We start from the raw sequence: 23390 nt of genomic DNA, 5'->3' as shown, positions 1-23390 counted from the left end.
ATGCGGGGCGCCGTTCATGCCCGAAAGGACACCGCATGACCGAGCGTACGGTGCCGGACGGGCTCGCGGATCTGGACGAGACCGCGGCCTCGGCCGAACGGGGCCCCATCGTGGACGCCGGCGCCGGGGAACCGGATCGGCTGCTGCGACTGTGGACGCCTTACCGCATGTCCTACATCGCGGAAGCGGCAACCGGGCCCAAGGATTCGACGGGTCATCCGTTCACGGATATCCCGAAGATGTCCGACGAGGACGGATTGGTGATCGCCAGGGGCGAGCTGGTGTACGCGGTGCTCAACCTGTACCCGTACAACCCCGGGCACATGATGGTGGTGCCGTACCGCAAGGTGGCCAACCTGGAGGACCTCACCGAGGCCGAGAGCGCCGAACTGATGGCCTTCACGCAGCAGGCCATCCGGGTGGTGAAGAAGGTGTCCCGGCCGCACGGCTTCAACGTCGGGTTGAACCTCGGCGGGGTAGCCGGTGGTTCGCTGGCCGACCACCTGCACCAGCACATCGTGCCGCGCTGGGGCGGTGACGCCAACTTCATCACCGTGATCGGCGGGGTGAAGGTGATGCCGCAATTGTTGCGGGAGACCAGGGCGCTGCTCGCGGCGGCCTGGAAGGAGGCGTAGATGAGCGACCGGGTGGATCGGCCGTGCTGAGTTTCTTCGGCCGCGAGGCGTTCGCCAAGGCGACGGCGCCGCTGGGCCGGGCGCTGGTCGGTACCGGCCTCACTCCCGATGCCATGACGCTGATCGGTACCACCGCTTCCATCATCGCCGCGGTCACGCTGTTCCCGACCGGACACCTGTTCTGGGGAACCATGGTGATCTGGTTGTTCGTCATGTTCGACATGCTCGACGGGGCCATGGCCAGGGCGCGCGGCGGCGGTACGAAATACGGCGCGGTGCTGGACGCCACCTGTGACCGTCTCGCCGACGGAGCGATCTTCGGGGGCCTCGCGTGGTGGGCTGTCTACCACGAGCAGCACAAACCGCTGTTCGTCGCGACGCTCGTCGTCCTGGTGACCTCGCAGGTGATCTCCTACGCCAAAGCGCGCGCCGAAGCCAGCGGGCTGTCCGCGGACGGCGGCCTCATCGAACGGCCGGACCGCCTGATCATCGTCCTGGTCGGCGCCGGTTTCACGGGTATCGGCGGGCACTGGGGCATCGAATGGCTCGCCTACGCCGTCCACGTTGCCATGTGGATTCTCGCGGTGCTCAGCATCGTCACCGTGGTCCAGCGGGTGCTGGCCGTGCGCAACTCGCCAGGGGCGCGAACCGTGATACCGGCCGCGCAGCCGCGGAATTCGAGCACGGGAACCGCCGACGCCACGGGGCTCCCGTCGTGACCTCACCCGGTGCCGGACGCCGACCTGTCGACGGTGGCGTCCGGCGATCCGTGCCGATGGATCGTGAACGAGTAGCGGAGAAGTGCCCATGAGCATGGGGGAGCAGCTCGGCGCCGCCGGATACGCGGCGGGCTGGCGGCTGGTGCGTGCGTTGCCGGAATCGACGGCCCGGCGTTTGTTCGACTGGGGCGGCGACCGGGTGGCCCGGCGCGCCAATCGGGAGTTCCATGCGGGCGGGGCGCCGAATCAGTTGCGGCGCAACTTGGCCCGCGTGCTGGGGGTGCTTCCCGCCGACGTGCCCGACGAGCTGATTCGCGCCAGCATGCGGTCCTATGCCCGGTATTGGCGTGAGGCGTTCCGGCTGCCGACGATGGACCATTCCGCGATCGACTACTTCGTGGACGGTGTGCCATTCATCGACGCCGCGCTCGCCGAGGGCCGGGGCCTGATCTTCGTGCTGCCACACTCCGGCAACTGGGATATGGCCGGTGTCTGGCTGGTGCAGCACTACGGCAATCTGACCACCGTGGCCGAGCGGCTGAAGCCGGAATCGCTGTTCGAGCGGTTCGTCGCCTACCGGGAGAGCCTCGGCTTCGAGGTGTTCCCGCTGACCGGCGGCGAGCAGCCGCCGTTCGTGCAGTTGGCGGCACGGCTGCGGGAGAACAAGATCGTGTGCCTGATGGGCGAGCGCGACCTCACCGGCAAAGGTGTTCCCGTTCAGTTCTTCGGTGAGCGCGCCTGGATGCCCGCGGGCGCGGCGAAGCTGGCCATCGAGACCGGCGCCGCGCTGATGCCGGTGCACGCGTGGTTCGAGGTCGATGCCGAAGGGCGCGAGGGCTGGGGTCTGAAAACCGAGGCGCCGCTGGACGTTTCCGGTGGTGTCGCCGCGGCTACCCAGCAATTGGCGGACCGCTTCGCGGCGAATATCGCCGAGCATCCGGCGGATTGGCACATGCTGCAACCGCTGTGGGAGAGCGACCTGTCGCCGCGGCGGCGCGCCATGATCGCCGCTGCGCAGGCGAGCATCCGGGCCCAGCAGGGGGACGTAGCGACATGAAGATCGGCATGGTCTGCCCCTATTCGTTCGACGTCCCGGGTGGAGTGCAGGCGCATGTGGTCGAGCTGGCGCGGGTGTTCATCGAACGCGGGCACAAGGTGAGCGTGCTGGCGCCCGCGTCGGACGGTACGCCGCTGCCGGAGTTCGTGGTGTCGGCGGGACGCGCGGTCGCCATCCCCTACAACGGGTCGGTGGCGCGGTTGTCGTTCGGGCCCATGGCCTATGCCAGGATTCGCCGATGGATCGACGGCAACGATTTCGACGTCCTGCACATCCACGAGCCCAACGCGCCCAGTCTGTCGATGCTCGCGCTGAAGATCGCCGAGGGGCCGATCGTCGCGACCTTCCACACCTCGACGACGAAATCGTTGGTGCTGAGCACCTTTCAGGGCGTATTGCGGCCGTATCACGAGAAGATCGCCGGCCGTATCGCGGTCTCCGAGCTGGCGCGGCGCTGGCAGGTGGAGGCATTGGGCTCGGACGCGGTGGAAATCCCGAACGGCGTCGATGTTCCCGCGTTCGCCAGGGCGCCGATGCTGCCGGGCTATCCTCGCGCCGGGGGGACGGTGCTGTTCCTGGGCCGCTACGACGAGCCGCGCAAGGGGATGGAGGTCTTGCTCGGTGCGCTGCCCGATCTGGTGCGCCGACATCCCGACGTCGAGATCCTCATCGTGGGCCGGGGGGATGAAGACCGGCTGCGCCGTGAGGCCGGTGCCCTGTCCGGGCATCTGCGCTTCCTCGGTCAGGTGTCCGACGAGGACAAGGCCTCGGCGATGCGCAGCGCGGACGTCTATGTCGCGCCCAACCTTGGCGGCGAGAGCTTCGGCATCATCCTGATCGAGGCGATGGCCGCGGGCACCCCCGTCGTGGCCAGCGAACTGGACGCGTTCCGCCGGGTCCTGCGCGACGGCACGGCCGGCATGCTCGTCCCGGTCGGTGATTCGGCGGCACTGGCCGCCGCACTGCACACCGTGCTCACCGACGAGGTACGCAGGGAGGCGCTGGTGCACACCGCGACACAGGTGGTGAGCGAGTACGACTGGCCGGTGGTGGCCGAACAGATCCTGCGCGTCTACGAGACGGTGACCGTGGGCGACACCAGGGTGCGGGCCGCCGGATGATCACCTTCTCCGCGACGACCGTCCTCGTTCTCGCGCTCATCGCCGCGGTGGTCATCGCGATCGGGCTGTGGGCGTACTCCACCGCCAATCGGCTCGACCGACTGCATGTGCGCTCCGATTTGTCCTGGCAGGCCCTCGACGCGGCTCTGGCGCGGCGCGCGGTGGTGGCCAGGTCGGTCGCCATGGCCATCGCGGGCCCGGTGTCCGATCCGAGGCTGTCGGAGCAGGCCAGGCATCTGTCGGCGCTGGCGGACCGGGCCGAGCGGGCCGGTCGCGCCGACCGGGAGACGGTGGAGAACCGGTTGTCCTCGGCGCTGTCGGCGGTCGATATCGGCATGCTGCGTCCGCAACTGGTCGCCGAGCTGGCCGACGCCGAGGCCAGGGTGCTGATCGCGCGCCGCTTCCACAACGACGCCGTGCGCGACACGCTCGCGCTGCGCACCCGCCGCCCGGTCCGCATCCTGCACCTCGGCGGCACCGCCCCGCTGCCGTCCTATTTCGAGATCACCGAGCGCGCCACGCCCGCCGCGTCCACCGGCCTTGCGGTCGACACCATCCGCACCACCGCGCGCATCGTGCTGTTCGACGAGCACGACCGGACCCTGCTGATGCGCGGCAACGACCCCAAAACGCCGGAGGTGTCGTTCTGGTTCACCGTCGGCGGCGGGGTGGAGCCGGGGGAGAGCCTGCGCGTCGCGGCCGTGCGGGAGCTCTACGAGGAAACCGGGTACCGCGCCGACCCGGCCGCGCTGCGCGGCCCGATCTGGCGGCGGGTGGCGGTATTCCCCTTCAATGGTGAGCTGATCCGTTCCGAAGAGCTGTTCTTCGCTCTCCGAGTGCACGGTTTCGAACCGCACGCCGCGAACCAGACCGTGATCGAGCGCCGCTCCATCACCGGTCACAAATGGTGCACGGCCGCCGACATCGTCGCGCTGGACCGCGGCGGTGAAACCGTGTACCCGTATCACCTGGATGAATTGCTCGCCGAAGCCGCCGCGGCCGCGTCGGGTACCTCCGACCCCGAGGTTCGCTCCATTCGGTGATGCGGATGTGTCGTGTTTCACGATCGTGATACCGTCGCGATGAATCAGGGCGCCGGAGGGTAGTGCTGTCGTTGGACGCGGAGGAATTCGGCGTCGTGGTCCCGATAAGCGGGGCCGTTCCTGCTCGGTTGTGGAGGTAGTTCGTTCATGTCGTACCTGCTCTTCGATTTCCTGTTGCCGCTGGTCGGCCCCACCGCCGCGGAGTACTGGGCGCACTTGCTGGTGGTCGGCCCGCTGTGAGAAATGCCGCGCCGGGACGGCACGCTCGCCGAGCCTTCCCGGCGTAGGGCGCCGTCTGGCTGGATCACACCAGGCCAGTGCACTCCAACTGGCTATCAAGTGGCCTTTTGCGGCCGCCTAGAATCGTGGCGTTCGATTCCGAGCAACCAATTGGCGCACATGCCTGGAGGAGTTTGCCGTGACCACGCCCGAGACCACCCAGACCGTCGGCACCGCCCGCGTGAAGCGCGGCATGGCCGAGATGCTCAAGGGTGGGGTGATCATGGATGTCGTCACGCCGGAGCAGGCCAAGATCGCCGAGGACGCCGGCGCGGTCGCGGTGATGGCACTGGAGCGCGTTCCGGCCGACATCCGTGCCCAAGGCGGCGTGTCCCGGATGAGCGATCCGGACATGATCGAGGGCATCATCTCCGCCGTCTCCATCCCGGTCATGGCGAAGGCCCGCATCGGCCACTTCGTGGAGGCGCAGATCCTGCAGAGCCTCGGCGTCGACTACATCGACGAGTCCGAGGTGCTCACCCCCGCCGACTACGCCAACCACATCGACAAGTGGAACTTCACCGTGCCGTTCGTCTGCGGCGCCACGAATCTGGGTGAGGCGCTGCGCCGAATCACCGAGGGCGCGGCCATGATTCGCTCGAAGGGCGAGGCGGGCACCGGTGACGTGTCCAACGCGACCACGCATATGCGCAAGATCCGTCAGGAGATCCGCAGGCTGTCGTCGCTGCCCGAGGACGAGCTGTTCGTCGCGGCCAAGGAACTGCAGGCACCGTACGAGCTGGTGCGCGAGATCGCCGAGACCGGAAAGCTGCCGGTCGTGCTGTTCACCGCGGGCGGCATCGCGACCCCGGCCGACGCCGCGATGATGATGCAGCTCGGTGCCGAGGGCGTCTTCGTGGGTTCGGGCATCTTCAAGTCCGGCAACCCGGCGCAGCGCGCCGCCGCGATCGTCAAGGCCACCACGTTCTACGACGATCCGGACGTGCTGGCGAAGGTATCGCGCGGTCTGGGCGAGGCCATGGTCGGCATCAACGTCGAGGAGATCGCGCAGCCGCACCGGTTGGCCGAGCGCGGTTGGTGATCGCGGACCGGTAGCGTCCGCCGCGTGGAACTGCGGCAGCTGGGGTACTTCGTGGACGGCGTAGCGCGACCCGCGTGTCGGCCGCTGCCGTCCAACTCTCACGGCGGCCAGAAAGTAGTCTCAGGGTTCCCACAAACACGCTCAGTAGCTTCGCCATTCGATTGCCCATGGCCGTTTCGTGTCCTCGCACCGTCGGGGAACCTCCGAACGCAAAGGACGAACAGTTGAAGCTTCGTAAGACCGGACGCATTACCGTCGCGGGGTTGGCTATGGCGGCAGCCCTGAGCCTGGCCGCCTGCGGCAACGACGAAACGAGTGACTCCCGCCCGCAGGCCCGCACCACGACCGGCGCCGCGGCGACTCCCACCACGCCCGCACCGCCCACCGTCGATCAACTCAACGCCCTGCTGCAACGCGCGCTGGATCCCGCGGTGCCGAACGAGGAAAAACTCGACTCCGTGCAGGGGATCGAGGCCGACCCCGGACTGCCGAACCGCTTGGCAGAGGCGTTCCAGCAGTCCAACGCCACGGTCGTGGTCACCGGCGTCACCGCCTTCGGCGACAGCGTCACCGCACAGGCCAAGTTCATCCTCAACGGCCAAGAGAACCTGGTCGACGTGCCCTTCGTGTTGGACGGCGGCAAATGGAAGGTCCAAAAGGCATGGGCCTGCCAGGCGCTGGCCAACCTGAACCAGCAGTCCCCGGCCTGCGCCCCCTGACCGTTCTCCGGACCAGGTCGCGTTGCGCTTCGCTCGACCGGTTCCGGCCTGGCAACTCCTGCGCGATTGCCGGGCCGAAACGTCGTGCGGCCTGCGGCGTCAGCCCCGCGCCAAGCGTAATCGGCAGTGCGACCGTGCTGCATGTGGACGGCGGTCGTCGGCGGGAAGGCATATGGATACGTTGTCATGCGCATCTATCAATGTGTCGACCCTGAACCGAGAACAACCTCGTCAACAGTGAGCAAAAGTTGGCACGGACCAGAGCAGGGCCTACGTCGCACGGTCGTCGTCGACTCGCAGCGCGGGGCGATCGGGGTGGTCCCATCGAACGAAGAATGTTGGTGTTTCGGGGTTTTCGGCATCGTGCCGGAGCAGTGCCGGAATGGTCCACTGCGCGTCTACCGGAGTGGTGCGGCGGAGGGCGGCCTCGGACAGGTCCAGGCGCACGGTCACGTCGGCGTCGAGGCGACGGCCGGAGAGCATCGGTCCCGCCACGACGATCGTGGTCGCCGGCGGTGCCGTGCGGATCGCCGCACGCGCCGAGCGGTCGGCGGCTTCATCCCAGAGGGCGGGCAGCCACCGGCCGTGGCCGCGCAGTGCGCCGACCACCTCGCGGCGCACCGCCGCGTAGTCGAACCACGCTGTGCGATACGACATCTCGTCGGTGCGCCCGAACTCCATGCGCAGCGAAGCGGGACGCACGTAGTCGTGCAGCGAGACCACGTCGGCGCCGCGGCCGGCGTCACGCAGCGCGGCGGCGATCCGCGCGGCGAACGCGACAGGCTGCGCGGCGTCCGCGCCATCGACGGCGATCACCGTGTGGGAGCGTGTGGTGAGGACGGGGCGGATCACCAGCTCGACGAGGCTGTCGACGGTAATCGGCAGGAAACGGGGCACCCGTCCATCTCAGCAAACCGTGACGTGCCGCGGGTCGGGAAGCTGCCGCTGTTGCCGGGTGTTCACCGGTGGGCCCGGCGCGCACCGGTCGGCGGCCGGGTTAGTCTCACCGCATGGCGACAATCGAAGAGGCGCTGGAGATAGAGCGGCTCGAGCGGGACATCTTCCGTGGCGCGTCCACCAAGACCCAGCTCCCGCGCACATTCGGCGGACAGGTTGCCGGCCAGGCGCTGGTCTCCGCGGTCCGCACGGTGGAACCGCGATTCCAGGTGCACTCGCTGCACGGATACTTCCTGCGTCCGGGCAATCCGCAGGAACGCACCGTCTACCAGGTCGAGCGCATCCGGGACGGCCGCTCCTTCTGCACCCGCCGCGTGACCGGCATCCAGGACGGCGCGGCCATCTTCACCATGTCGGCCTCGTTCCACGTCGGCGATCAGGGTCCCGAGCACCAGGACGTCATGCCCGAGGTGCAAGCGCCGGACGACCTGCCCGACGCGGAGACAACCATGAGTCCTGAGCGGCTGTGGTTGATGCGTGAGTGGGAGCACTGGGACATCCGCATGGTGCCGCAGGAGAACGTGTCCCGCCGCGACGGTGTGGTCTCCCAGCAGCAGGTGTGGTTCCGCTACCGGCACCCGCTGCCCGACGATCCGCTGGTGCACGTGTGCACCCTGGCCTACATGAGCGATATGACGCTGCTCGGTTCCTCGAAGGTGATCCACCCCGACGAGCCGACCCAGAACGCCTCGCTCGATCACGCGATGTGGTTCCTGCGCCCGTTCCGGGCCGATGAGTGGCTGCTGTACGACCAGTCCGCACCCTCAGCCGGTTTCGGCCGGGCCCTGACCGGCGGCAAGATCTTCACCCGTGACGGCACGCTGGTCGCCGCCGTGGTCCAGGAAGGGCTCATCCGCACCCTGCGCGAGAGCTGATCCTCGACCTGAGGTGGCGCCACATCGGCCGGTTGCTCAGCTGCGGTTCGGTACTCGAACAAAGGGGGGCATGGCTACTGCCTTCGCGAATCTCGCTCCAGGCCCCGGTGCTCGGATAGCAACCGTGAGCAGGCCCACATCGGCAGGGCTCGTAAGCTTTCCAGCGTGAACGCTACCTCGGTCGCCGCACCCGCCGCCGACACCGGGCCGGTGCCATCCGGTCCCACCATCGGTGTGCTCGCGTTGCAGGGCGATGTCCGGGAGCATGTCGCGGCTCTCGAACGGTGCGGCGCGACGCCCGTGCTGGTCCGTCGCGAGTCCGAGCTCGCCGCGGTGGACGCCCTGGTGCTGCCCGGCGGCGAGTCGACCGCGATCAGCAAGCTGCTGGAGGCCTTCGAACTGCTGGAGCCGCTGCGTGCGCGGCTGCGCGACGGGATGCCCGCCTTCGGTTCGTGCGCGGGCATGATCCTGCTCGCCTCGGAGGTGCTCGACACCCGTCCAGATGCGAAGCACCTTTCCGGGATCGATATGACGGTGCGCCGCAACGCGTTCGGACGTCAGGTCGATTCCTTCGAGACCGACCTGCCGTTCGCCGGACTGACCGGCGGCCCGGTGCGGGCGGTGTTCATCCGCGCGCCGTGGGTCGAGCGGGTGGGCGAGGGCGTCGACGTGCTCGCCACCGTGCCGGACGGTCCCGCGGCGGGCCGGATCGTGGCGGTGCGGCAGGGCAATGTGCTGGCGACGTCGTTCCATCCCGAGGTGACCGGCGATCTGCGGGTGCACCGGATGTTCGTCGACCTGGTCCGGGCGGCCTGAGCGGAGGCCGCTTTGCGCGGTCGTAGCGGGCGCCCGAGTAGGCTGGGGAAGTTGTCCGCCCGGCCGTGCCGGTACGGTACACACCACCAGACGTGCCATCGACCTGAAGGAAGTAGGGAATGAGCGGCCACTCCAAATGGGCCACCACCAAGCACAAGAAGGCTGCGATCGACGCGAAGCGCGGCAAGCTGTTCGCGAAGCTGATCAAGAACATCGAGGTGGCGGCCCGGACCGGTGGTGGTGACCCGGATGGCAACCCGACGCTGTACGACGCCATCCAGAAGGCGAAGAAGTCGTCGGTACCCAACGACAACATCGAGCGCGCCCGCAAGCGCGGCGGCGGCGAGGAGGCCGGCGGCGCCGACTGGCAGACGATCATGTACGAGGGCTACGGACCCAACGGTGTCGCCGTGCTGATCGAGTGCCTCACCGACAACCGCAATCGTGCCGCGGGCGAGGTCCGGGTCGCGATGACCCGCAACGGCGGCAACATGGCCGACCCGGGCTCGGTGGCCTACCTGTTCCACCGCAAGGGCATCGTCACCTTGGAGAAGAACGGTCTGTCCGAGGACGACGTGCTGCTGGCCGTGCTCGACGCGGGGGCGGAAGAGGTCAACGACCTCGGCGAATCGTTCGAGATCATCAGCGAGCCCGGCGATCTGATCGCCGTGCGCACCGCGCTGCAGAGCGCCGGGATCGACTACGACTCCGCCGAGTCCGGTTTCCAGCCCTCGGTGTCGGTCGCGGTGGACGCCGACGGCGCCCGCAAGGTGATCAAGCTGGTCGATGCCCTCGAAGACAGCGATGACGTGCAGAACGTCTACACCAACGTCGACATCCCGGACGAGGTGCTCGCCGAACTCGACGACTAGTCGATCAGCCGCGCGTAGTACTCCTGCATGGCGGGGTAGTACGCGTCGAAATCGGGGCGGTCGGTCTGCGCACGGGCCGCCCCGAGCATGTCCAGGTAGTACTCCCAGCCGGGGCCGACCTGCGGAAGCTGGGCGATCTCGGTGTCGGTGAGCAGGTGATGGGTGAAGCGCAGCTCGGTGGTGCCCGCCGACTCGCTCAGCATCAGATCCAGCCGCCAGGAACCGTGCTCGTCGATCGCCGACACGGCCAGCCGGTGCGGCGGTTCGCATGCGTCGATGTGCAACTCCATCCACGGCTGCTCATCTTCGAAAGCCATCTGCACCTTGATCGTTCGTCCCGGTGCCGCCTCGCCTTCCCACGGGCCGAACCAGCGTGCGGTGCGGTCGGATTCGGTGACGCTGGCCCATACGTCCTCGATCGGGGCGCGGTAGGTGCGGACCAATACCAGATCCTTGCCCGTGCCTGCGGGGAAGAGCCGTCCGGTGGGTCGCTTGGTCATGCGGTGTCCTTTCTGGCATGAGCGGGTGCCGCGCGGTCATCCCGCGCTGTCGCCTTCCGGGCCGGACCGCTCACGCCGTGTTCTCCGTCTTGGTCGCCGGAACGGCGCTCGCGCCTGGTCCGGTAGACCTCGGTCTCGAGTGCGTCGAGGTGGTGTGCCCAGTCCGTCGGCTGGTCGAAGCGCGTGAGCCACTCGGTGAGTGCGGCCAGCGGTCCGGTGTCGAGCACGTAGAAACGCTGCCTGCCGACCAGTTCGTCACGCACCAGTCCGCTTTCGCGCAGCACACGCAGGTGTCGGCTGACGGCAGGACGGCTGATGGCGAAATGCCCGGCGATCTCACCGGCGGTGCGCCGGGCGCCGAGCAGCAACTCCATGATTTCCCGTCGAACCGGATCGGCGATCGCTCCTGCCACCTCGTCCACGGACAAAAGCGTAACTGCTTGGTTACGCTTCTGTCCAGCGGTGTGCGATGCAGGCGATCAGCACTTCACCGCCGGTCGGCGCGGCACGCCGCCGGCGGGAAAGGCTTGTGGTCTACTCCGCGATCTCGGTGCGTTCCCACCACTCGTACACGGGCAGTTCCCCTTCGGGCGTGACCAGGTGCCGCGGGGTGACCTTGAAATGTTCGTATCCGCCCCGGTAGGGGACCTTCAGCTCGACCCCCGGCGGGGTGATCGGCACGATACGCTGGGGCAAGCCTTCCGGCCCACCCTCGAGGAAAGCCTTGACCGCATTGCTCATCCTCGGATGGTAGAAGCGAGACGGTCCGGATCGTGGCAGATTCAGGGCACGGTGAGTACCAATTTGCCTACGGTTCGCCCGGTATCGCCCAAGGTGTGCGCTTTGGCCGCCTCCATCAGTGGGAAGGTTCCGGCGATCGTCGGGCGGAGGGCTCCGGACTCGACGAGTCCGGCCAGCGCGGCCATGCCCGCGTGGTCGTGTTCCACCAGCATCCGGACCGCCCGGACACCGAGTGCCTCCGCCTCGGCCGCGAGGTCGCGCGGGCCCATGGCGCGCAACGTCACCAGTAGCCCGCCGGGTCGCAGGGTGCGCAGCGAGCGAATGCTGTTGTCGTCATCGATCGAGTCCAGCACGACGTCGACATCACCGACCGCCTCGGCAATGTCGGTGCTGCGGTAGTCGATGACTTCGTCGGCGCCGATCCCGCGCAGGAACGCGTGATTGGGCGCGCTGGCGGTGCCGATGACGTACGCGCCGCGGGCCTTGGCGATCTGCACCGCGAAGTGGCCGACGCCGCCCGCGGCCGCGTGGATCAGCACGCGCTGTCCCGCGCCCAACTGGGCGGTGTCGACCAACGCCTGCCACGCGGTGAGCGCGGCGAGCGGGATGGCCGCGGCCTGCGTGTGGTCGAGCACGGCCGGTTTGCGTGCGAAAGCGCGGGCGGGGCCGACGGTGTATTCCGCGCAGGCGCCGTGGCCGCCCGGGTAGGGAAGCATGCCGAAGACCTCGTCGCCGGGACGGAACAGGGTCACGCCGATGCCGACGGCGGCCACCTCGCCGGAGACGTCCCAGCCGAGCACGAACGGCGGCTCGGGCAGGAACAGTCCCGCGACTGCGCGGTGGAGCCAGTCGGTCGGATTGAGTCCGGCGGCGCGCACCCGGACGAGGATCTGGCCCGGGCCGGGAACCGGTTGGGGGAGTTGCGCTTCGGTGAGCACCTCGGGGCCGCCGAGGATGTGCTGGCTGATCGCGCGCATGGTCGCGGTGCTGTCGATATCGGTCATGGCTGCCAGCCTGCCGGGCCCGCCCGCCGAGGGAAATGGCACGATTGCCATTCTTCGATATGATCGTGCCATGCTGGCGGATGAAGCCGCACCCCATCGAGTGGTGGTGCTGGCATTGGACGGGGTGTACCCCTTCGAACTCGGCATCCCGAATCGGGTATTCGGCAGCGCCGCAGGCAGATACGAGGTGACCACCTGCTCGATCGACGGAGGCCCGGTGCGCAGTGCCGCGGATTTCGCGATCGCCGTGGCGCACGACAGCCGCGCGCTGGAGGCCGCCGAGACGGTCGTGCTGCCCGCCTGCGATATCTCGATGACCTTGTCCGGCACGCTGCCGCAGCCGGTGCTCGACGCGTTCGCTCGGATCCGGCCCGGCGCGAGGATCGTCGCGATCTGCACCGGCGCTTACATCGCCGCCGCCGCGGGGCTGCTCGACGGTCGCCCGGCCACTACGCACTGGAATCAGGCCGAACGGTTCCGCCGCACCTTCCCGAGCGTTCGCCTCGACCCGGACGTGCTGTACGTCGACGACGGGGACGTCCTCACCTCGGCGGGCGCTGCGGCGGGGCTCGATGTGTGTTTGCACCTGGTGCGCCGCGACCACGGCAGCGCGGTAGCGAACGCGGTCGCGCGCCGCTGCGTCGTCCCGCCGTGGCGCGACGGCGGTCAGGCGCAGTACATCGAGCAGCCGGTTCCGCCCGCGACGTCGGCCGGGACCGCGGCGGCCCGGCAGTGGGCCTTGGAGAACCTGCGGTCCCCGCTCACCGTCGAGGAGCTGGCCGAACGCGCCCGGATGAGCAAGCGCACCTTCGCCCGCCGCTTTCGCGACGAGGTGGGCATGAGTCCGGGCCGGTGGCTGATCCAGCAGCGAGTCTTCCGCGCCAGGCATCTGCTGGAGACCACCGACCTGACCGTCGACCGGATCGCGGGCGAGGTCGGATTCGCCACCGGTACCTCGCTGCGACAGCATCTGGTCGAGTCGATCGGCGTCGCACCGCAGACTTATCGGCGCACGTTCCGTGCGGAGGCCGCCGCGACGCGGCGAACGGTGGCCTGACTCGGGGACGGGCAGAATACGGACATGGCCGAACTGGTGCTCGTGCGCGGCGACATCACCGAGCAGGAGGTCGACGCGGTGGTCAACGCGGCGAACTCGGCGCTGCTCGGAGGCGGGGGAGTCGACGGTGCGATCCATCGGCGCGGCGGCCCCGAGATCGTGGCCGAATGTCGCCGACTGCGTGCTTCTCGGTACCGCGCCGGACTGCCGACCGGCGCGGCGGTCGCCACCACGGCCGGTCGCTTGCCCGCTCGCTGGGTGATCCACACGGTCGGCCCCGTATGGTCGGCGGCTGAGGACCGCTCCGCGCTGCTGGCTTCCTGTTATCGCGAGTCCTTGCGCGTGGCGGATGAATTGGGAGCTCGAACGGTCGCGTTCCCGGCCATCTCCACCGGCATTTACGGCTGGCCCATGGATGACGGTGCCCGGATAGCCGTCGAGACGGTGCGTGCGACCGAGACAGGGGTGGCGCAAGTCCGGTTCGTTCTCTTCGGCGAGTCGGCTTACGCGGCGTTCGCGGAGCGGGTCTCCGAAGCCTGACACCGCGACTGATCCGAACTTGTCGGTGCCCGCTGGCATAGTCGGGCCCGTGTCGTTCAGTACCCGTATCGAAGTCCGCGTAACCGATCTGGATCCGCAATTGCACGTCACCGGCGCGGCCTACCATCAGTTCGCCGACCACGCGCGTTTCGCGTGTGTCCAAGCGGCGGGCGTTTCCGTCGACGAGCTGATCGCGGCAGGGCTCGGGCCCGTCAATCTGGAGACCGTGCTTCGTTTCCAGCGCGAATTACGCGGCGGCGACGCCGTGGACGTGTCCTGTACCTGGCAGTGGGGCGAGGGCAAGACCTATCGGGTCGAGCACGTTCTCACGCGCAGCGACGGGGTTGTCGCCGCGACGGTGACCAATGTCAGCGGTCTGCTCGACTTGGCAGCGCGGCGCCTGGTCGCCGATCCCGCGCGACAGTGGGCGACACGGGCGAGCCGTCCCGAATTGCTCGGGCTGCCGAATGCGCTGCGAGATATCGCGGCACTCGGCGGGTAGAGCCGGTCGTGTCGCTGGTCGGCGAAAGATCAAGCCTCCGCTAGACTCTCGAACAGTTGTTCGCGTCTGCGAGAGGGGTTGTCGTGCGGGTGATGGGCGTCGACCCCGGACTCACCCGGTGCGGCCTCAGCATTGTCGAGGGCGGGTCGGGGCGGAAGGTCACCGCCCTGGATGTCGGCGTGGTCCGCACTCCCGCCGACATGGATCTGGCCCAGCGCCTGCTCGCGGTCGCCGATGCCGCCGAACACTGGATGGACGTCCACCAGCCAGGAGCCGTGGCGATCGAACGTGTCTTCGCCCGGCACAATGTCCGTACCGCCATGGGTACCGCACAGGCGGGCGGAGTGATCGCGCTGGCCGCGGCGCGACGCGGGATCCCGGTCGCCTTCCACACCCCGAGCGAGGTGAAAGCGGCGGTCACCGGTAACGGCACCGCCGACAAGAAGCAGGTGACCGCCATGGTCACCCGCATCCTCGGCTTGCCGGCCGCCCCCAAGCCAGCGGATGCGGCGGATGCGCTCGCGCTGGCCATCTGCCATTGTTGGCGGGCGCCGCTGCTGGAGCGGATGGCGCAGGCCGAGGCCAAGGCGGCCGCGGCGCAGCGACGATACCGGGAACGGCTGGCCGAACAACGGAAGGCGGTGCACAGGTGATCGCGTCGGTTCGCGGTGAAGTGCTGGAGATCGCCCTCGACCACGCGGTGATCGAGGCGAGCGGGGTCGGCTACCGGCTCAACGCCACTCCCGCCACGCTGGCCGGGCTCACCCGTGGTGCGGAAACCAGGCTCTACACCGCGATGATCGTTCGCGAGGACTCGATGACGCTCTACGGTTTCGCCGACACCGAGGCCCGCGACCTGTTCGGCTTGCTGCAAACGGTCTCCGGCGTCGGCCCTCGTCTCGCGATGGCGGTGTTGGCCGTGCTCGAGCCCGAGGCGTTGCGCAAGGCGCTCGCCGAAAGCAACGTGGCAGCGCTGACCAGGGTGCCCGGCATCGGCAAGCGCGGCGCCGAGCGCATGGTGGTCGAACTGCGCGACAAGGTGAATCTCGTTCCGGTGCCATCCGGTCCGCCCGGATCGACGCCGGCCGCGGTGCTCACGCCGGTGCGCGATCAAGTCGTCGAGGCGCTCATCGGCCTCGGCTTCGCCGCCAAGCAGGCCGAGCAGGCAGTGGACGCGGTGCTGGCCGACCAGCCTGCCGCCGATACGTCCGGCGCCCTGCGAGCCGCGCTCGGCCTGCTCGGCAAGAACCGGTAAGGCGTCATGGATTATCCAGAGGAACCCACCGAATCCCAGGTCAGCCCGCGCTATCTGACATCCGACGGGGAGGTCGAGGCGAGCCTGCGCCCGAAGTCGCTGGACGACTTCATCGGTCAACCCCGGGTTCGCGAACAGCTCGCACTGGTCTTGCGCGGCGCCAAACAGCGCGGCGGCACACCGGATCACGTCCTGCTGTCCGGTCCGCCGGGACTCGGCAAGACCAGCATGGCGATGATCATCGCCGCGGAACTCGGCACCGCACTGCGGATCACCTCGGGACCCGCGCTGGAACGGGCCGGCGACCTCGCGGCCATGCTCAGCAACCTCGTCGAAGGCGACGTGTTGTTCATCGACGAGATCCACCGCATGGCCCGGCCCGCCGAAGAGATGCTGTATCTGGCGATGGAGGACTTCCGGGTCGACGTGGTCGTCGGCAAAGGTCCCGGCGCGACCTCGATTCCCCTCGATATCGCGCCGTTCACCCTGGTCGGCGCCACCACGAGGTCAGGAGCGCTGACCGGCCCGCTGCGCGATCGCTTCGGGTTCACCGGGCACATGGACTTCTACGAGCCCGGCGAACTGCTACGCATTCTGCAGCGTTCGGCCCACATCCTCGGCGTCGGCATCGAGGAGGACGCGGCCGCCGAGATCGCGGGCCGCTCGCGCGGCACACCCCGGATCGCCAATCGTCTGCTGCGCCGGGTGCGCGACTACGCGGAGGTGCGCGCCGACGGCTGGATCACCCGTCCCATCGCGCAGGCCGCACTGGAGGTCTACGACGTGGACGTACTGGGCCTGGACCGCCTGGACCGCGCGGTGCTCGGCGCGCTGGTCCGCAGTTTCGGCGGCGGCCCCGTGGGCGTGTCCACCCTGGCGGTCGCGGTCGGCGAGGAGGCCGCCACTGTCGAGGAAGTGTGCGAACCCTTCCTGGTGCGCGCGGGCATGATCGCGCGTACCCCGCGCGGCCGCGTCGCCACGGCGGCGGCGTGGGAGCATCTCGGCCTGGTTGCTCCCCCCGACTTGGTCTTCGGCTCGATCGAAGTCCGCGGCCGCGAGCCGCACCCCACCCTCGACCTTTTCGAATGACTCGGGGCACCGCTGTTCGCGCCTGACGCGAGCGGGCACGCGCGAGTGGTCAGCGGCGGTTGCGCAAGGCGGCGGCGACCAGATCGAGGAATGCGTCGACCTCGTCGCGTTGGTAGCCGCGGGCGCCGAGGCGGGCCTCGGTGAATCGGACGGCGCGAACGTCGTCGATGGTGAGGCTGCCCGGCCCGCCGTGCGCGAGGGTCGCGGCGACCAAGTCGAGGAACGCGCCGACCTCTTCCTCGTTGTAACCGCGCCGCCCGACGGGAGCATGGGTGAATCGCATCCGGTGCACGTCGTCGGGGGTGAGCAGGGTGTGTCCGTTGCCGTTGGCCGCCGGCACCGGCCGGTCGCCGCGCTGGCGGAACTCGAGCTCGACCTGGATCTGGTCGAGGTACTCGTCCACCTGGTCGGCGCGGTAGCCGCGCTCGCCGAGCCGCGGCGCGTCGAAGCTGATGTGCCGCAGATCGTCGGCGGTGAGCGCGCCACGTCCGGCCAGGGTCGCGGCGACGAGTTCGAGGAAGGCGTCCACCTCGTTCGCACGGTAGCCGCGATGCCCGAGTGGTGGGGTCGCGAAACGGGTCCGGAGCACATCCTCGGGGGTCACGGGCGACATTCTGTCAGGCGGGGTGCGCTGCGCCGCTCGAAAGCGAAATTTCGGACTCTCCTGGCCTTTTGCGAACAACGGCCGTCCCTCTGGTGAAACGTCGGATCGGTGCGCCTCACCCTAGCGCCAACGGTCCGGTCAGGGGGATTGGCACGTTGCTCAGTCCTTGCGGACGCCGTCGACGAGCAGGCGGCGGATCGCTTCGTTCAGCCGGGTGATCGAGGCTTCGTCGGGTTCGCGCAGCGAATACACGATGCCGGCGATCAGCATGCCGGTGACCGCCCGCGCGGTGTTGGCGGTGTCCAGGTCCGCACGCAGGTAGCCGAGTTCGACACCGTGGTCGAGATAGCCTGCGGTCAGCGCGTCGGCGGTGTCGAGCAGGCCGTACAACCGCTGGGTGAGCTCGTCGTCGATGCCGGTGGCGTGAAACAGCAGCAGCTGGGCCACCCGGCGATCGGCGAGCAGGATCTCGGTGAGAGCGACGCCGATGCGGTCGATCTGGGCGCGGTACTCGTCCAGCGTGCTGGCGGCGTCCGGGGCGTTCTCGATGCCGAGGGCGGCGATGATGCGCGCGGACAGATCGTCGATGACGTGGTCGATGATGTCGCGCTTATTGCTGAAGTAGCGGTAGAAGGTGCCGTGCCCGATGCCCAGCTGGCCTGCGATGTCGGCGATGCCGGTGGCGTGATAGCCCTTCTCCGCGAAACAGACGAAGGCCGTGTCGATGATCTCCTGGCGCAGTTCGGCCTTGCGTCGCTCGGCACGCGTGGGTGGCTTCGTCACCAGGCCGATGATACAGTCGTCCGAAACGGAATGATATGTCATTCCCTGATAAGCGGTTCAGATAGCAGGAGGTTCGGCGTGGCGCCTCAATACGACGCGGTCGTGGTCGGTGCGGGGTTCGGGGGAATGGGGGCGGGCATTCAGCTCGACCGGCTCGGTTTGAGTAATTACGTCATCCTCGAACGCGAGGACGATCTCGGCGGCACCTGGCACGTCAACCACTACCCCGGGCTCGCGGTCGACATCGCCTCGGTCACCTACTCCTACTCGTTCGAGCCCAACCCGCATTGGTCGCGGCTGTTCGCACCCGGCGCGGAGCTGAAGAAATACGCCGAGCACATCGCCGACAAGTACGGCCTGCGCCGCCGGATGCGCTTCCGTACCGTCGTCGACGGCGCGCGCTGGGACTCCGAACACGAGCAGTGGGTGGTCTCGATCGCGGGCGGGGAAACCGTCACCGGCCGATACCTGCTCACCGCGACCGGGTTCCTGTCCCAGCCCTACACGCCGCCGTTCCCCGGCATCGAGTCGTTCTCGGGCAAGATCATCCACACCACCGCGTGGGAGGACGGCTTCGACCTCACCGGCCGCAAGGCAGCGATCATCGGCACCGGTGCCACCGCGGTGCAGCTGGTGCCCGAGGTCGCCAAGAAGGCGCAGGAGCTCACCGTCTTCCAGCGCACCCCGATCTGGGTGGTCCCGAAGATCGACACCGCCATCCCCGCGCCGGTGCGGAAGCTGTTCGAGCGGGTCCCCGCGACGCAGAAGGCCGCGCGACTGATCAACACCAGCCTGCTCGAGGCGCTGATGGTGGTGGGCGTGCTGCACTTCAAGCAGGCCAAACTGATGAACAAGAGCGCTGGTGTGCTGGCCAAGGCGCATCTGCGGGCGTCGGTGCGGGACAAGGAGACGCGCAGGCGGCTCACGCCGCACTACGACTTCGGATGCAAGCGGCCCACCTTCTCCAACCACTACTTCACCACGTTCAATCAACCGCACGTGCGGCTGGAGACGAACTCGATCGACCACATCGAGCCCGACGGCATCGTCACCGCCGACGGGCACAAGACCGAGATCGACACGCTGATCCTGGCCACCGGCTTCAACTTGTGGGACGTGAACTTCCCGGCCATCGAGATCATCGGCCGCGACGGAGTGAACCTCGGAAAGTTCTGGCGGGACAACCGTTTCCAGGCCTACGAGGGCATCACTGTGCCGAAGTTCCCGAACTTCCTCAGCCTCAACAGCCCGTACTCCTACAGCGGCCTGTCCTACTTCACCACCATCGAGGCGCAGATGAAGCACATGGGCAGGCTGTTCGGCGAGCTGCGCCGCCGCGGCGAGACCACCTTCGAGGTCACCGAGCGGGCCAACGCCGAGTTCCTGGACCGGGTCACCACCAAGCTCGGTTCCTCGGTCTTCTACGGCGGCGACTGCGCCACCGCGCGCAGCTACTACTTCAACCCGCACGGCGAGGCCGCCCTGCTGCGTCCGACCAGCACGCTCAACGCGCATCGCGAGGCGGTGAGCTTCCCGCTGGACGATTACGTCTACGGCAAGACCGCCTGAGCCGCGTCTCGTCGCCTGTGTCACAACGGCGTCGCCCGCCGTCCGCGTGTCGCGGCGGCGGGTCGGGGACCGGGTTGTTCCGGTTCGTGACGAAGCCGTTGTAGCTGCCCAGCGGGTGTGCGGGTGTGGCACCCGCGCAACGAACTGGCAGACTGTGTGGGTACCTGTCCATCCCACCCACGACACTAGGGACTGACTTCGACGATGGAACTGCTGTTTCCGCTGCTACTGGTAGCCCTGCTCGTGCCGATGTTCCTCGGTGTCCGCCGTCAGAAGCGGGAAGCCGAGAAGATCGCGAGCATGCAGGACAACCTGAAGACCGGCGATCAGGTCATCACCACGTCGGGTCTGTACGGCACCGTGGTCGAGCTCGACGACACCACGGTCGACCTCGAGATCGCCGAGGACGTGGTCACCACGTGGCTGCGCCAGGCCATCCGCGAGGTGCGCGCCGATGACGCGGTGAGCACCGAGGAGACCGGCTCGGATGCCAGCTCCGAGAGCCCGGACGCGACCGACGCCGGTGAGGAATCCACCGAGCAGACCGAGACCCGGCTGACCAAGGACTGATTCTTCCGGTCCTGCCGCAACTCGCCGGATGTCGCCGCGGCTTGCCGTCCGCGCACCCGGCGTCGCTGGGGCATGCCCGCTTGTTCCATCCTCGACTTCCTGCCTAGGAGATGACCTACTGTGCCACCTTCCCAGGGATCGGCGCACCCGCTGCGGCTGCTCGGCGTCTATGCCGCGCTGCTGGCCGTGGTTTATGCGCTGGTGTTCTTCACCGGTGACAAGTCCCCGACACCCAAGCTCGGCATCGACCTGCAGGGTGGTACCCGGGTCACGCTGTCCGCGCGCACGCCGGACGGCAGCAAACCGAGCCAGGACAGCCTGAAGAAGGCGCAGGACATCATCGAGAACCGAGTCAACGGGCTCGGCGTCTCCGGGTCCGAGGTCGTCATCGACGGCGACAACATCGTGATCACCGTGCCCGGCGACGACGGACAGCAGGCGCGCGCGCTGGCGACCACGGCCAAGCTGTACATCCGTCCGGTGCTGCAGGCCGTGCCCGCGGCGGGACGCGGTGCGACACCGCCGACGGCACCCGGTACGCAAGCCCCGCCCGCGGCCCAGCCCACGACGCCGGGGGCTGCGGAGGCCACCCCCGGCGGCCAGGCCGAGGGCGCTCCGCAACAGCGGGTGTTCCCCGCGCAAGCGCCGACCCAGCCGCCGTCCGAGCCGAACCTGACGCCCACCGAAGCGGCCACCAAGGAGATCCAGGCGGCGAAGGCGCTGCGGCAGAGCGCCGACCCATCCGTGCAGCAGGCCGCGATGGCCATGCTGGACTGCGCGAAGGCCGATCCGCTCACGGGCAACGACGACCCTGCTCTTCCGCTGGTGACCTGCTCGACCGACGGCACCGAGGTCTTCCTGCTGGACAAGAGCCGCATCGACGGCCAGGAGATCAAGGACGCCACCTCGGGGCTGAACCAGCAGCAGGCCAGGCATGAGGTCTATCTGGACTTCAAGTCCGGCGGCAGCGACGCGTGGGCCGCGCTCACCGGCGAATACGTCTACAAGCGGGTCGCTTTCGTGCTCGACTCCAAGGTGGTCAGCGCGCCGGTCGTGCAACAGGGACCGCAGCAGGGCGGCCGCACCCAGATCTCGGGCAACTTCACCGCGACGAGCGCCAAGGAGCTGGCCAACACGCTGAAGTACGGTTCGCTGCCGCTGTCGTTCCAGACCTCGGAGGCCGAGACGGTGTCGGCGACACTCGGCTTGTCCTCGCTGAAGGCGGGCCTGCTCGCCGGTGCGATCGGCTTGGCGGTGGTGTTGCTCTACTGCCTCGCCTACTACCGCATGCTGGGGTTGCTCACCGGTTTGTCCCTGCTGACGTCCGGCTTGGCGGTCTACGGCATCATGGTGCTGCTCGGCCGCTGGATCGGCTTCACGCTCGACCTCGCCGGCATCGCCGGTCTGATCATCGGTATCGGCATGACCGCCGACTCGTTCGTGGTGTTCTTCGAGCGCATCAAGGACGAGATGCGCGAGGGTCGCAGCTTCCGTTCCGCCGCGCCGCGCGGCTGGCAGCGCGCCCGCCGGACCATCCTGTCCGGCAACGCGGTCAGCTTCCTCGCCGCGGCCGTGCTCTACATCCTGGCCGTCGGACAGGTGAAGGGCTTCGCGTTCACCCTCGGCCTCACCACCATCCTCGACGTCGTCGTGGTGTTCATGGTGACCTCGCCGCTGGTGCTGCTCGCCTCGCGGACGGCGTTCTGGTCCAAACCGTCGGTGAACGGCCTCGGCGCGATCCAGCAGATCGCCCGCGAGCGGAAGGCGGCCGAAGCCGCCCTCGGGAAGGCGTGAGGACGCGATGACCAACAGTCACACCACCCGGTCGCTCGACAAGGCGAACGCGGCCGAGATCACCGACGTGTTCGAGGCGGTCACCGAGCCGCAGCCGCCCGAGCACGGCTTCTTCAACCGCCTCTACACCGGAACCGGCGCGGTCGACGTCATCGGCAAGCGGCGGATGTGGTACCTCATCACCGCCGTCATCGTGCTGATCTCCTTGGCCAGCATGATCTTCCGCGGCTTCAACTTCGGCATCGACTTCGAGGGCGGCTCGCGCATCCAGTTCCCGGCGGGGAACGCGACCACCAGCGAGGTCGAGGACGTCTACCGCGGAGCGATCGGCGCCGACCCGGTCTCGGTGCAGACCGTGGGCACCGGCGGCGCGGCCACCATGCTGATCCGTTCCGAGGCGCTGAACCAGCAGCAAGTGGAGGCGCTGAACAACGCGCTGTTCGCCGAGTTCCAGCCGAAGGACTCCAGCGGCAAACCGAGCCTGGCCGCGATCAGCACCTCCGACGTCAGCGAGACCTGGGGCAGCCAGATCACCCGCAAGGCGCTCATCGCGCTGGCGGTGTTCCTCGTGCTCGTCGCGGTCTACATCGCGGTCCGCTTCGAGCCGCACATGGCCCTCGCCGCGCTGGCCGCGCTGGCCTTCGACGTCGCCGTCACCGCGGGCGTGTACTCGCTCGTCGGATTCGAGGTCACCCCGGCGACGGTGATCGGCATCCTGACCATTCTCGGCTTCTCGCTCTACGACTCGGTGGTCGTGTTCGACAAAGTCGAGGAGAACACCCGCGGCATCCTGCACCTGACCAGGCGCACCTACGGCGAGCAGGCCAATCTCGCGGTGAACCAGACGCTGATGCGCTCGATCAACACCGCGCTGATCGGTATTCTGCCGATCGTCGGCCTGATGGTCATCGCGGTCTGGATGCTCGGCGTCGGTACGCTCAAGGACCTGGCGCTGGTGCAGCTGGTCGGCCTGCTGGTCGGCACGTACTCCTCGATCTTCTTCGCCACGCCGCTGCTGGTGTCGATCAAGGAGCGCCGGGGACCGGTTGCGGCGCACACGAAGAAGGTCTTGGCCAAGCGCGCCGGGGCGGCCAGTGCCCGCGCGGGCGTCGCGGCCGAGCGCAGGGCGAGCACGGCGGCGGGCCGGAACTTCGAGGAGACGCCGCGCAGACAGCGTCCGGCCGGGCAGGCGCCGCGGCCGGGTGCGCGACCGAGCGGAAAGCGGCACAAGAGGCGGCACTGACCAC

General features: G+C 68.5%; 27 protein-coding genes. 20 read left to right on the top strand and 7 right to left on the bottom strand.

Annotated elements, in window-relative coordinates; translation table 11 throughout:
* The first annotated feature begins 35 nt into the window (after nt 1-35).
* From ACWPXK_RS15685 to ACWPXK_RS15655, 7 genes are all read left to right on the top strand, one after another.
* Entirely contained in the window at nt 36-635 is a 600-nt protein-coding gene (locus ACWPXK_RS15685; protein ID WP_454196843.1) for an HIT family protein, read from the top strand.
* Nucleotides 636-658: 23 nt separating this feature from the next.
* Nucleotides 659-1354, top strand: a complete 696-nt coding sequence (gene pgsA / locus ACWPXK_RS15680) for a phosphatidylinositol phosphate synthase (protein ID WP_454196842.1) — start codon at nt 659-661, stop codon at nt 1352-1354.
* An 88-nt stretch (nt 1355-1442) separates the two neighbouring features.
* Nucleotides 1443-2411 (top strand): phosphatidylinositol mannoside acyltransferase, encoded by a 969-nt coding sequence (locus ACWPXK_RS15675; RefSeq protein WP_454196841.1) that lies wholly within the window; start codon nt 1443-1445, stop codon nt 2409-2411.
* Nucleotides 2408-3532, top strand: a complete 1125-nt coding sequence (locus tag ACWPXK_RS15670; protein WP_454196840.1) for a glycosyltransferase family 4 protein — start codon at nt 2408-2410, stop codon at nt 3530-3532. The genes ACWPXK_RS15675 and ACWPXK_RS15670 overlap by 4 nt, the downstream gene beginning before the upstream one ends.
* Nucleotides 3532-4575 carry an NUDIX hydrolase gene (locus tag ACWPXK_RS15665; protein ID WP_454197054.1) on the top strand — a complete coding sequence of 348 codons (1044 nt, stop codon included), beginning with the start codon at nt 3532-3534 and terminating at the stop codon, nt 4573-4575. Before ACWPXK_RS15670 ends, ACWPXK_RS15665 begins: the two co-directional genes overlap by 1 nt.
* 418 nt (nt 4576-4993) lie before the next feature.
* Nucleotides 4994-5896, top strand: a complete 903-nt coding sequence (pdxS, locus tag ACWPXK_RS15660; RefSeq protein WP_063021001.1) for a pyridoxal 5'-phosphate synthase lyase subunit PdxS — start codon at nt 4994-4996, stop codon at nt 5894-5896.
* 224 nt (nt 5897-6120) lie between these two features.
* Complete coding sequence (locus ACWPXK_RS15655) at nt 6121-6615, top strand: hypothetical protein (protein WP_454196839.1); 495 nt, start codon at nt 6121-6123, stop codon at nt 6613-6615.
* A gap of 270 nt (nt 6616-6885) precedes the next feature.
* Here ACWPXK_RS15655 and ACWPXK_RS15650 read toward each other — a convergent pair whose 3' ends face one another.
* On the bottom strand, nt 6886-7512 hold the full coding sequence (locus ACWPXK_RS15650) for a hypothetical protein (RefSeq protein WP_454196838.1): 627 nt from the start codon (nt 7510-7512) through the stop codon (nt 6886-6888).
* A gap of 113 nt (nt 7513-7625) precedes the next feature.
* Here ACWPXK_RS15650 and ACWPXK_RS15645 point away from each other — a divergent pair, with 113 nt between their 5' ends.
* From ACWPXK_RS15645 to ACWPXK_RS15635, 3 genes are all read left to right on the top strand, one after another.
* On the top strand, nt 7626-8447 hold the full coding sequence (locus ACWPXK_RS15645; protein WP_454196837.1) for an acyl-CoA thioesterase: 822 nt from the start codon (nt 7626-7628) through the stop codon (nt 8445-8447).
* 165 nt (nt 8448-8612) lie between these two features.
* Nucleotides 8613-9263, top strand: coding sequence for a pyridoxal 5'-phosphate synthase glutaminase subunit PdxT (gene pdxT, locus ACWPXK_RS15640; RefSeq protein WP_454196836.1), 651 nt, complete (start codon nt 8613-8615; stop codon nt 9261-9263).
* Between the two features lie 119 nt (nt 9264-9382).
* The gene (locus tag ACWPXK_RS15635; protein ID WP_040780180.1) at nt 9383-10135 is read left to right on the top strand and encodes a YebC/PmpR family DNA-binding transcriptional regulator; all 753 of its coding nucleotides are present in this window, start codon (nt 9383-9385) and stop codon (nt 10133-10135) included.
* On the opposite strand, the gene ACWPXK_RS15630 is transcribed toward ACWPXK_RS15635, so the two are convergent.
* The 4 genes from ACWPXK_RS15630 to ACWPXK_RS15615 all read right to left on the bottom strand — a co-directional run bounded on the left by ACWPXK_RS15630 (nt 10132) and on the right by ACWPXK_RS15615 (nt 12380).
* Nucleotides 10132-10635, bottom strand: coding sequence for an SRPBCC family protein (locus tag ACWPXK_RS15630; RefSeq protein ID WP_454196835.1), 504 nt, complete (start codon nt 10633-10635; stop codon nt 10132-10134). The two genes, ACWPXK_RS15635 and ACWPXK_RS15630, sit on opposite strands and share 4 nt — an antisense overlap.
* Entirely contained in the window at nt 10632-11057 is a 426-nt protein-coding gene (locus ACWPXK_RS15625) for a metalloregulator ArsR/SmtB family transcription factor (RefSeq protein ID WP_454196834.1), read from the bottom strand. The genes ACWPXK_RS15630 and ACWPXK_RS15625 overlap by 4 nt, the downstream gene beginning before the upstream one ends.
* A 112-nt stretch (nt 11058-11169) precedes the next feature.
* Nucleotides 11170-11376 carry a DUF5988 family protein gene (locus ACWPXK_RS15620; protein WP_454196833.1) on the bottom strand — a complete coding sequence of 69 codons (207 nt, stop codon included), beginning with the start codon at nt 11374-11376 and terminating at the stop codon, nt 11170-11172.
* A 41-nt stretch (nt 11377-11417) separates the two neighbouring features.
* Nucleotides 11418-12380 carry an NADP-dependent oxidoreductase gene (locus ACWPXK_RS15615; protein WP_454196832.1) on the bottom strand — a complete coding sequence of 321 codons (963 nt, stop codon included), beginning with the start codon at nt 12378-12380 and terminating at the stop codon, nt 11418-11420.
* Between the two features lie 70 nt (nt 12381-12450).
* Here ACWPXK_RS15615 and ACWPXK_RS15610 point away from each other — a divergent pair, with 70 nt between their 5' ends.
* The 6 genes from ACWPXK_RS15610 to ruvB all read left to right on the top strand — a co-directional run bounded on the left by ACWPXK_RS15610 (nt 12451) and on the right by ruvB (nt 16823).
* On the top strand, nt 12451-13437 hold the full coding sequence (locus ACWPXK_RS15610) for a GlxA family transcriptional regulator (RefSeq protein WP_454196831.1): 987 nt from the start codon (nt 12451-12453) through the stop codon (nt 13435-13437).
* A gap of 24 nt (nt 13438-13461) precedes the next feature.
* Nucleotides 13462-13977, top strand: a complete 516-nt coding sequence (locus ACWPXK_RS15605) for an O-acetyl-ADP-ribose deacetylase (RefSeq protein ID WP_454196830.1) — start codon at nt 13462-13464, stop codon at nt 13975-13977.
* Between the two features lie 49 nt (nt 13978-14026).
* Complete coding sequence (locus ACWPXK_RS15600; protein WP_454196829.1) at nt 14027-14479, top strand: acyl-CoA thioesterase; 453 nt, start codon at nt 14027-14029, stop codon at nt 14477-14479.
* An 83-nt stretch (nt 14480-14562) separates the two neighbouring features.
* The gene (ruvC, locus tag ACWPXK_RS15595) at nt 14563-15132 is read left to right on the top strand and encodes a crossover junction endodeoxyribonuclease RuvC (protein ID WP_454196828.1); all 570 of its coding nucleotides are present in this window, start codon (nt 14563-14565) and stop codon (nt 15130-15132) included.
* Complete coding sequence (ruvA, locus tag ACWPXK_RS15590; RefSeq protein WP_454196827.1) at nt 15129-15734, top strand: Holliday junction branch migration protein RuvA; 606 nt, start codon at nt 15129-15131, stop codon at nt 15732-15734. Before ruvC ends, ruvA begins: the two co-directional genes overlap by 4 nt.
* Nucleotides 15735-15740: 6 nt before the next feature.
* Entirely contained in the window at nt 15741-16823 is a 1083-nt protein-coding gene (gene ruvB, locus ACWPXK_RS15585; protein ID WP_454196826.1) for a Holliday junction branch migration DNA helicase RuvB, read from the top strand.
* Nucleotides 16824-16872: 49 nt separating this feature from the next.
* Here ruvB and ACWPXK_RS15580 read toward each other — a convergent pair whose 3' ends face one another.
* Nucleotides 16873-17436, bottom strand: coding sequence for a DivIVA domain-containing protein (locus ACWPXK_RS15580; RefSeq protein WP_454196825.1), 564 nt, complete (start codon nt 17434-17436; stop codon nt 16873-16875).
* A 150-nt stretch (nt 17437-17586) separates the two neighbouring features.
* Nucleotides 17587-18252, bottom strand: a complete 666-nt coding sequence (locus tag ACWPXK_RS15575) for a TetR/AcrR family transcriptional regulator (protein ID WP_454196824.1) — start codon at nt 18250-18252, stop codon at nt 17587-17589.
* 36 nt (nt 18253-18288) lie between these two features.
* Here ACWPXK_RS15575 and ACWPXK_RS15570 point away from each other — a divergent pair, with 36 nt between their 5' ends.
* The 4 genes from ACWPXK_RS15570 (at nt 18289) to secF (ending at nt 23386) form a co-directional block, all read left to right on the top strand.
* On the top strand, nt 18289-19779 hold the full coding sequence (locus tag ACWPXK_RS15570) for a flavin-containing monooxygenase (RefSeq protein ID WP_454196823.1): 1491 nt from the start codon (nt 18289-18291) through the stop codon (nt 19777-19779).
* A 204-nt stretch (nt 19780-19983) separates the two neighbouring features.
* Nucleotides 19984-20349 carry a preprotein translocase subunit YajC gene (yajC, locus tag ACWPXK_RS15565; protein ID WP_454196822.1) on the top strand — a complete coding sequence of 122 codons (366 nt, stop codon included), beginning with the start codon at nt 19984-19986 and terminating at the stop codon, nt 20347-20349.
* Nucleotides 20350-20469: 120 nt separating this feature from the next.
* Nucleotides 20470-22143, top strand: coding sequence for a protein translocase subunit SecD (gene secD / locus ACWPXK_RS15560; RefSeq protein ID WP_454196821.1), 1674 nt, complete (start codon nt 20470-20472; stop codon nt 22141-22143).
* A 7-nt stretch (nt 22144-22150) separates the two neighbouring features.
* Entirely contained in the window at nt 22151-23386 is a 1236-nt protein-coding gene (gene secF, locus ACWPXK_RS15555; RefSeq protein ID WP_454196820.1) for a protein translocase subunit SecF, read from the top strand.
* Nucleotides 23387-23390 lie beyond the last annotated feature (4 nt).

This window comes from Nocardia sp. Marseille-Q1738 (assembly GCF_965283145.1).
The sequence above is the reverse complement of the archived record's forward strand: the minus strand, read 5'-3'. Positions and strand labels throughout refer to the sequence as shown.

Bases quoted from the DNA above. Each gene is read 5' to 3' on its own strand.
- ACWPXK_RS15635 (WP_040780180.1), top strand. From the start codon at position 9,383: ATGAGCGGCCACTCCAAATGGGCCACCACCAAGCACAAGAAGGCTGCG.
- ACWPXK_RS15620 (WP_454196833.1), bottom strand. From the start codon at position 11,376: ATGAGCAATGCGGTCAAGGCTTTCCTCGAGGGTGGGCCGGAAGGCTTG.
- yajC (WP_454196822.1), top strand. From the start codon at position 19,984: ATGGAACTGCTGTTTCCGCTGCTACTGGTAGCCCTGCTCGTGCCGATG.
- ACWPXK_RS15605 (WP_454196830.1), top strand. From the start codon at position 13,462: ATGGCCGAACTGGTGCTCGTGCGCGGCGACATCACCGAGCAGGAGGTC.
- ACWPXK_RS15645 (WP_454196837.1), top strand. From the start codon at position 7,626: ATGGCGACAATCGAAGAGGCGCTGGAGATAGAGCGGCTCGAGCGGGAC.
- ACWPXK_RS15575 (WP_454196824.1), bottom strand. From the start codon at position 18,252: ATGACATATCATTCCGTTTCGGACGACTGTATCATCGGCCTGGTGACG.
- ACWPXK_RS15615 (WP_454196832.1), bottom strand. From the start codon at position 12,380: ATGACCGATATCGACAGCACCGCGACCATGCGCGCGATCAGCCAGCAC.
- ACWPXK_RS15610 (WP_454196831.1), top strand. From the start codon at position 12,451: ATGCTGGCGGATGAAGCCGCACCCCATCGAGTGGTGGTGCTGGCATTG.
- ACWPXK_RS15685 (WP_454196843.1), top strand. From the start codon at position 36: ATGACCGAGCGTACGGTGCCGGACGGGCTCGCGGATCTGGACGAGACC.
- ACWPXK_RS15675 (WP_454196841.1), top strand. From the start codon at position 1,443: ATGAGCATGGGGGAGCAGCTCGGCGCCGCCGGATACGCGGCGGGCTGG.
- ACWPXK_RS15630 (WP_454196835.1), bottom strand. From the start codon at position 10,635: ATGACCAAGCGACCCACCGGACGGCTCTTCCCCGCAGGCACGGGCAAG.
- ACWPXK_RS15580 (WP_454196825.1), bottom strand. From the start codon at position 17,436: ATGTCGCCCGTGACCCCCGAGGATGTGCTCCGGACCCGTTTCGCGACC.
- ACWPXK_RS15670 (WP_454196840.1), top strand. From the start codon at position 2,408: ATGAAGATCGGCATGGTCTGCCCCTATTCGTTCGACGTCCCGGGTGGA.
- ruvB (WP_454196826.1), top strand. From the start codon at position 15,741: ATGGATTATCCAGAGGAACCCACCGAATCCCAGGTCAGCCCGCGCTAT.
- secF (WP_454196820.1), top strand. From the start codon at position 22,151: ATGACCAACAGTCACACCACCCGGTCGCTCGACAAGGCGAACGCGGCC.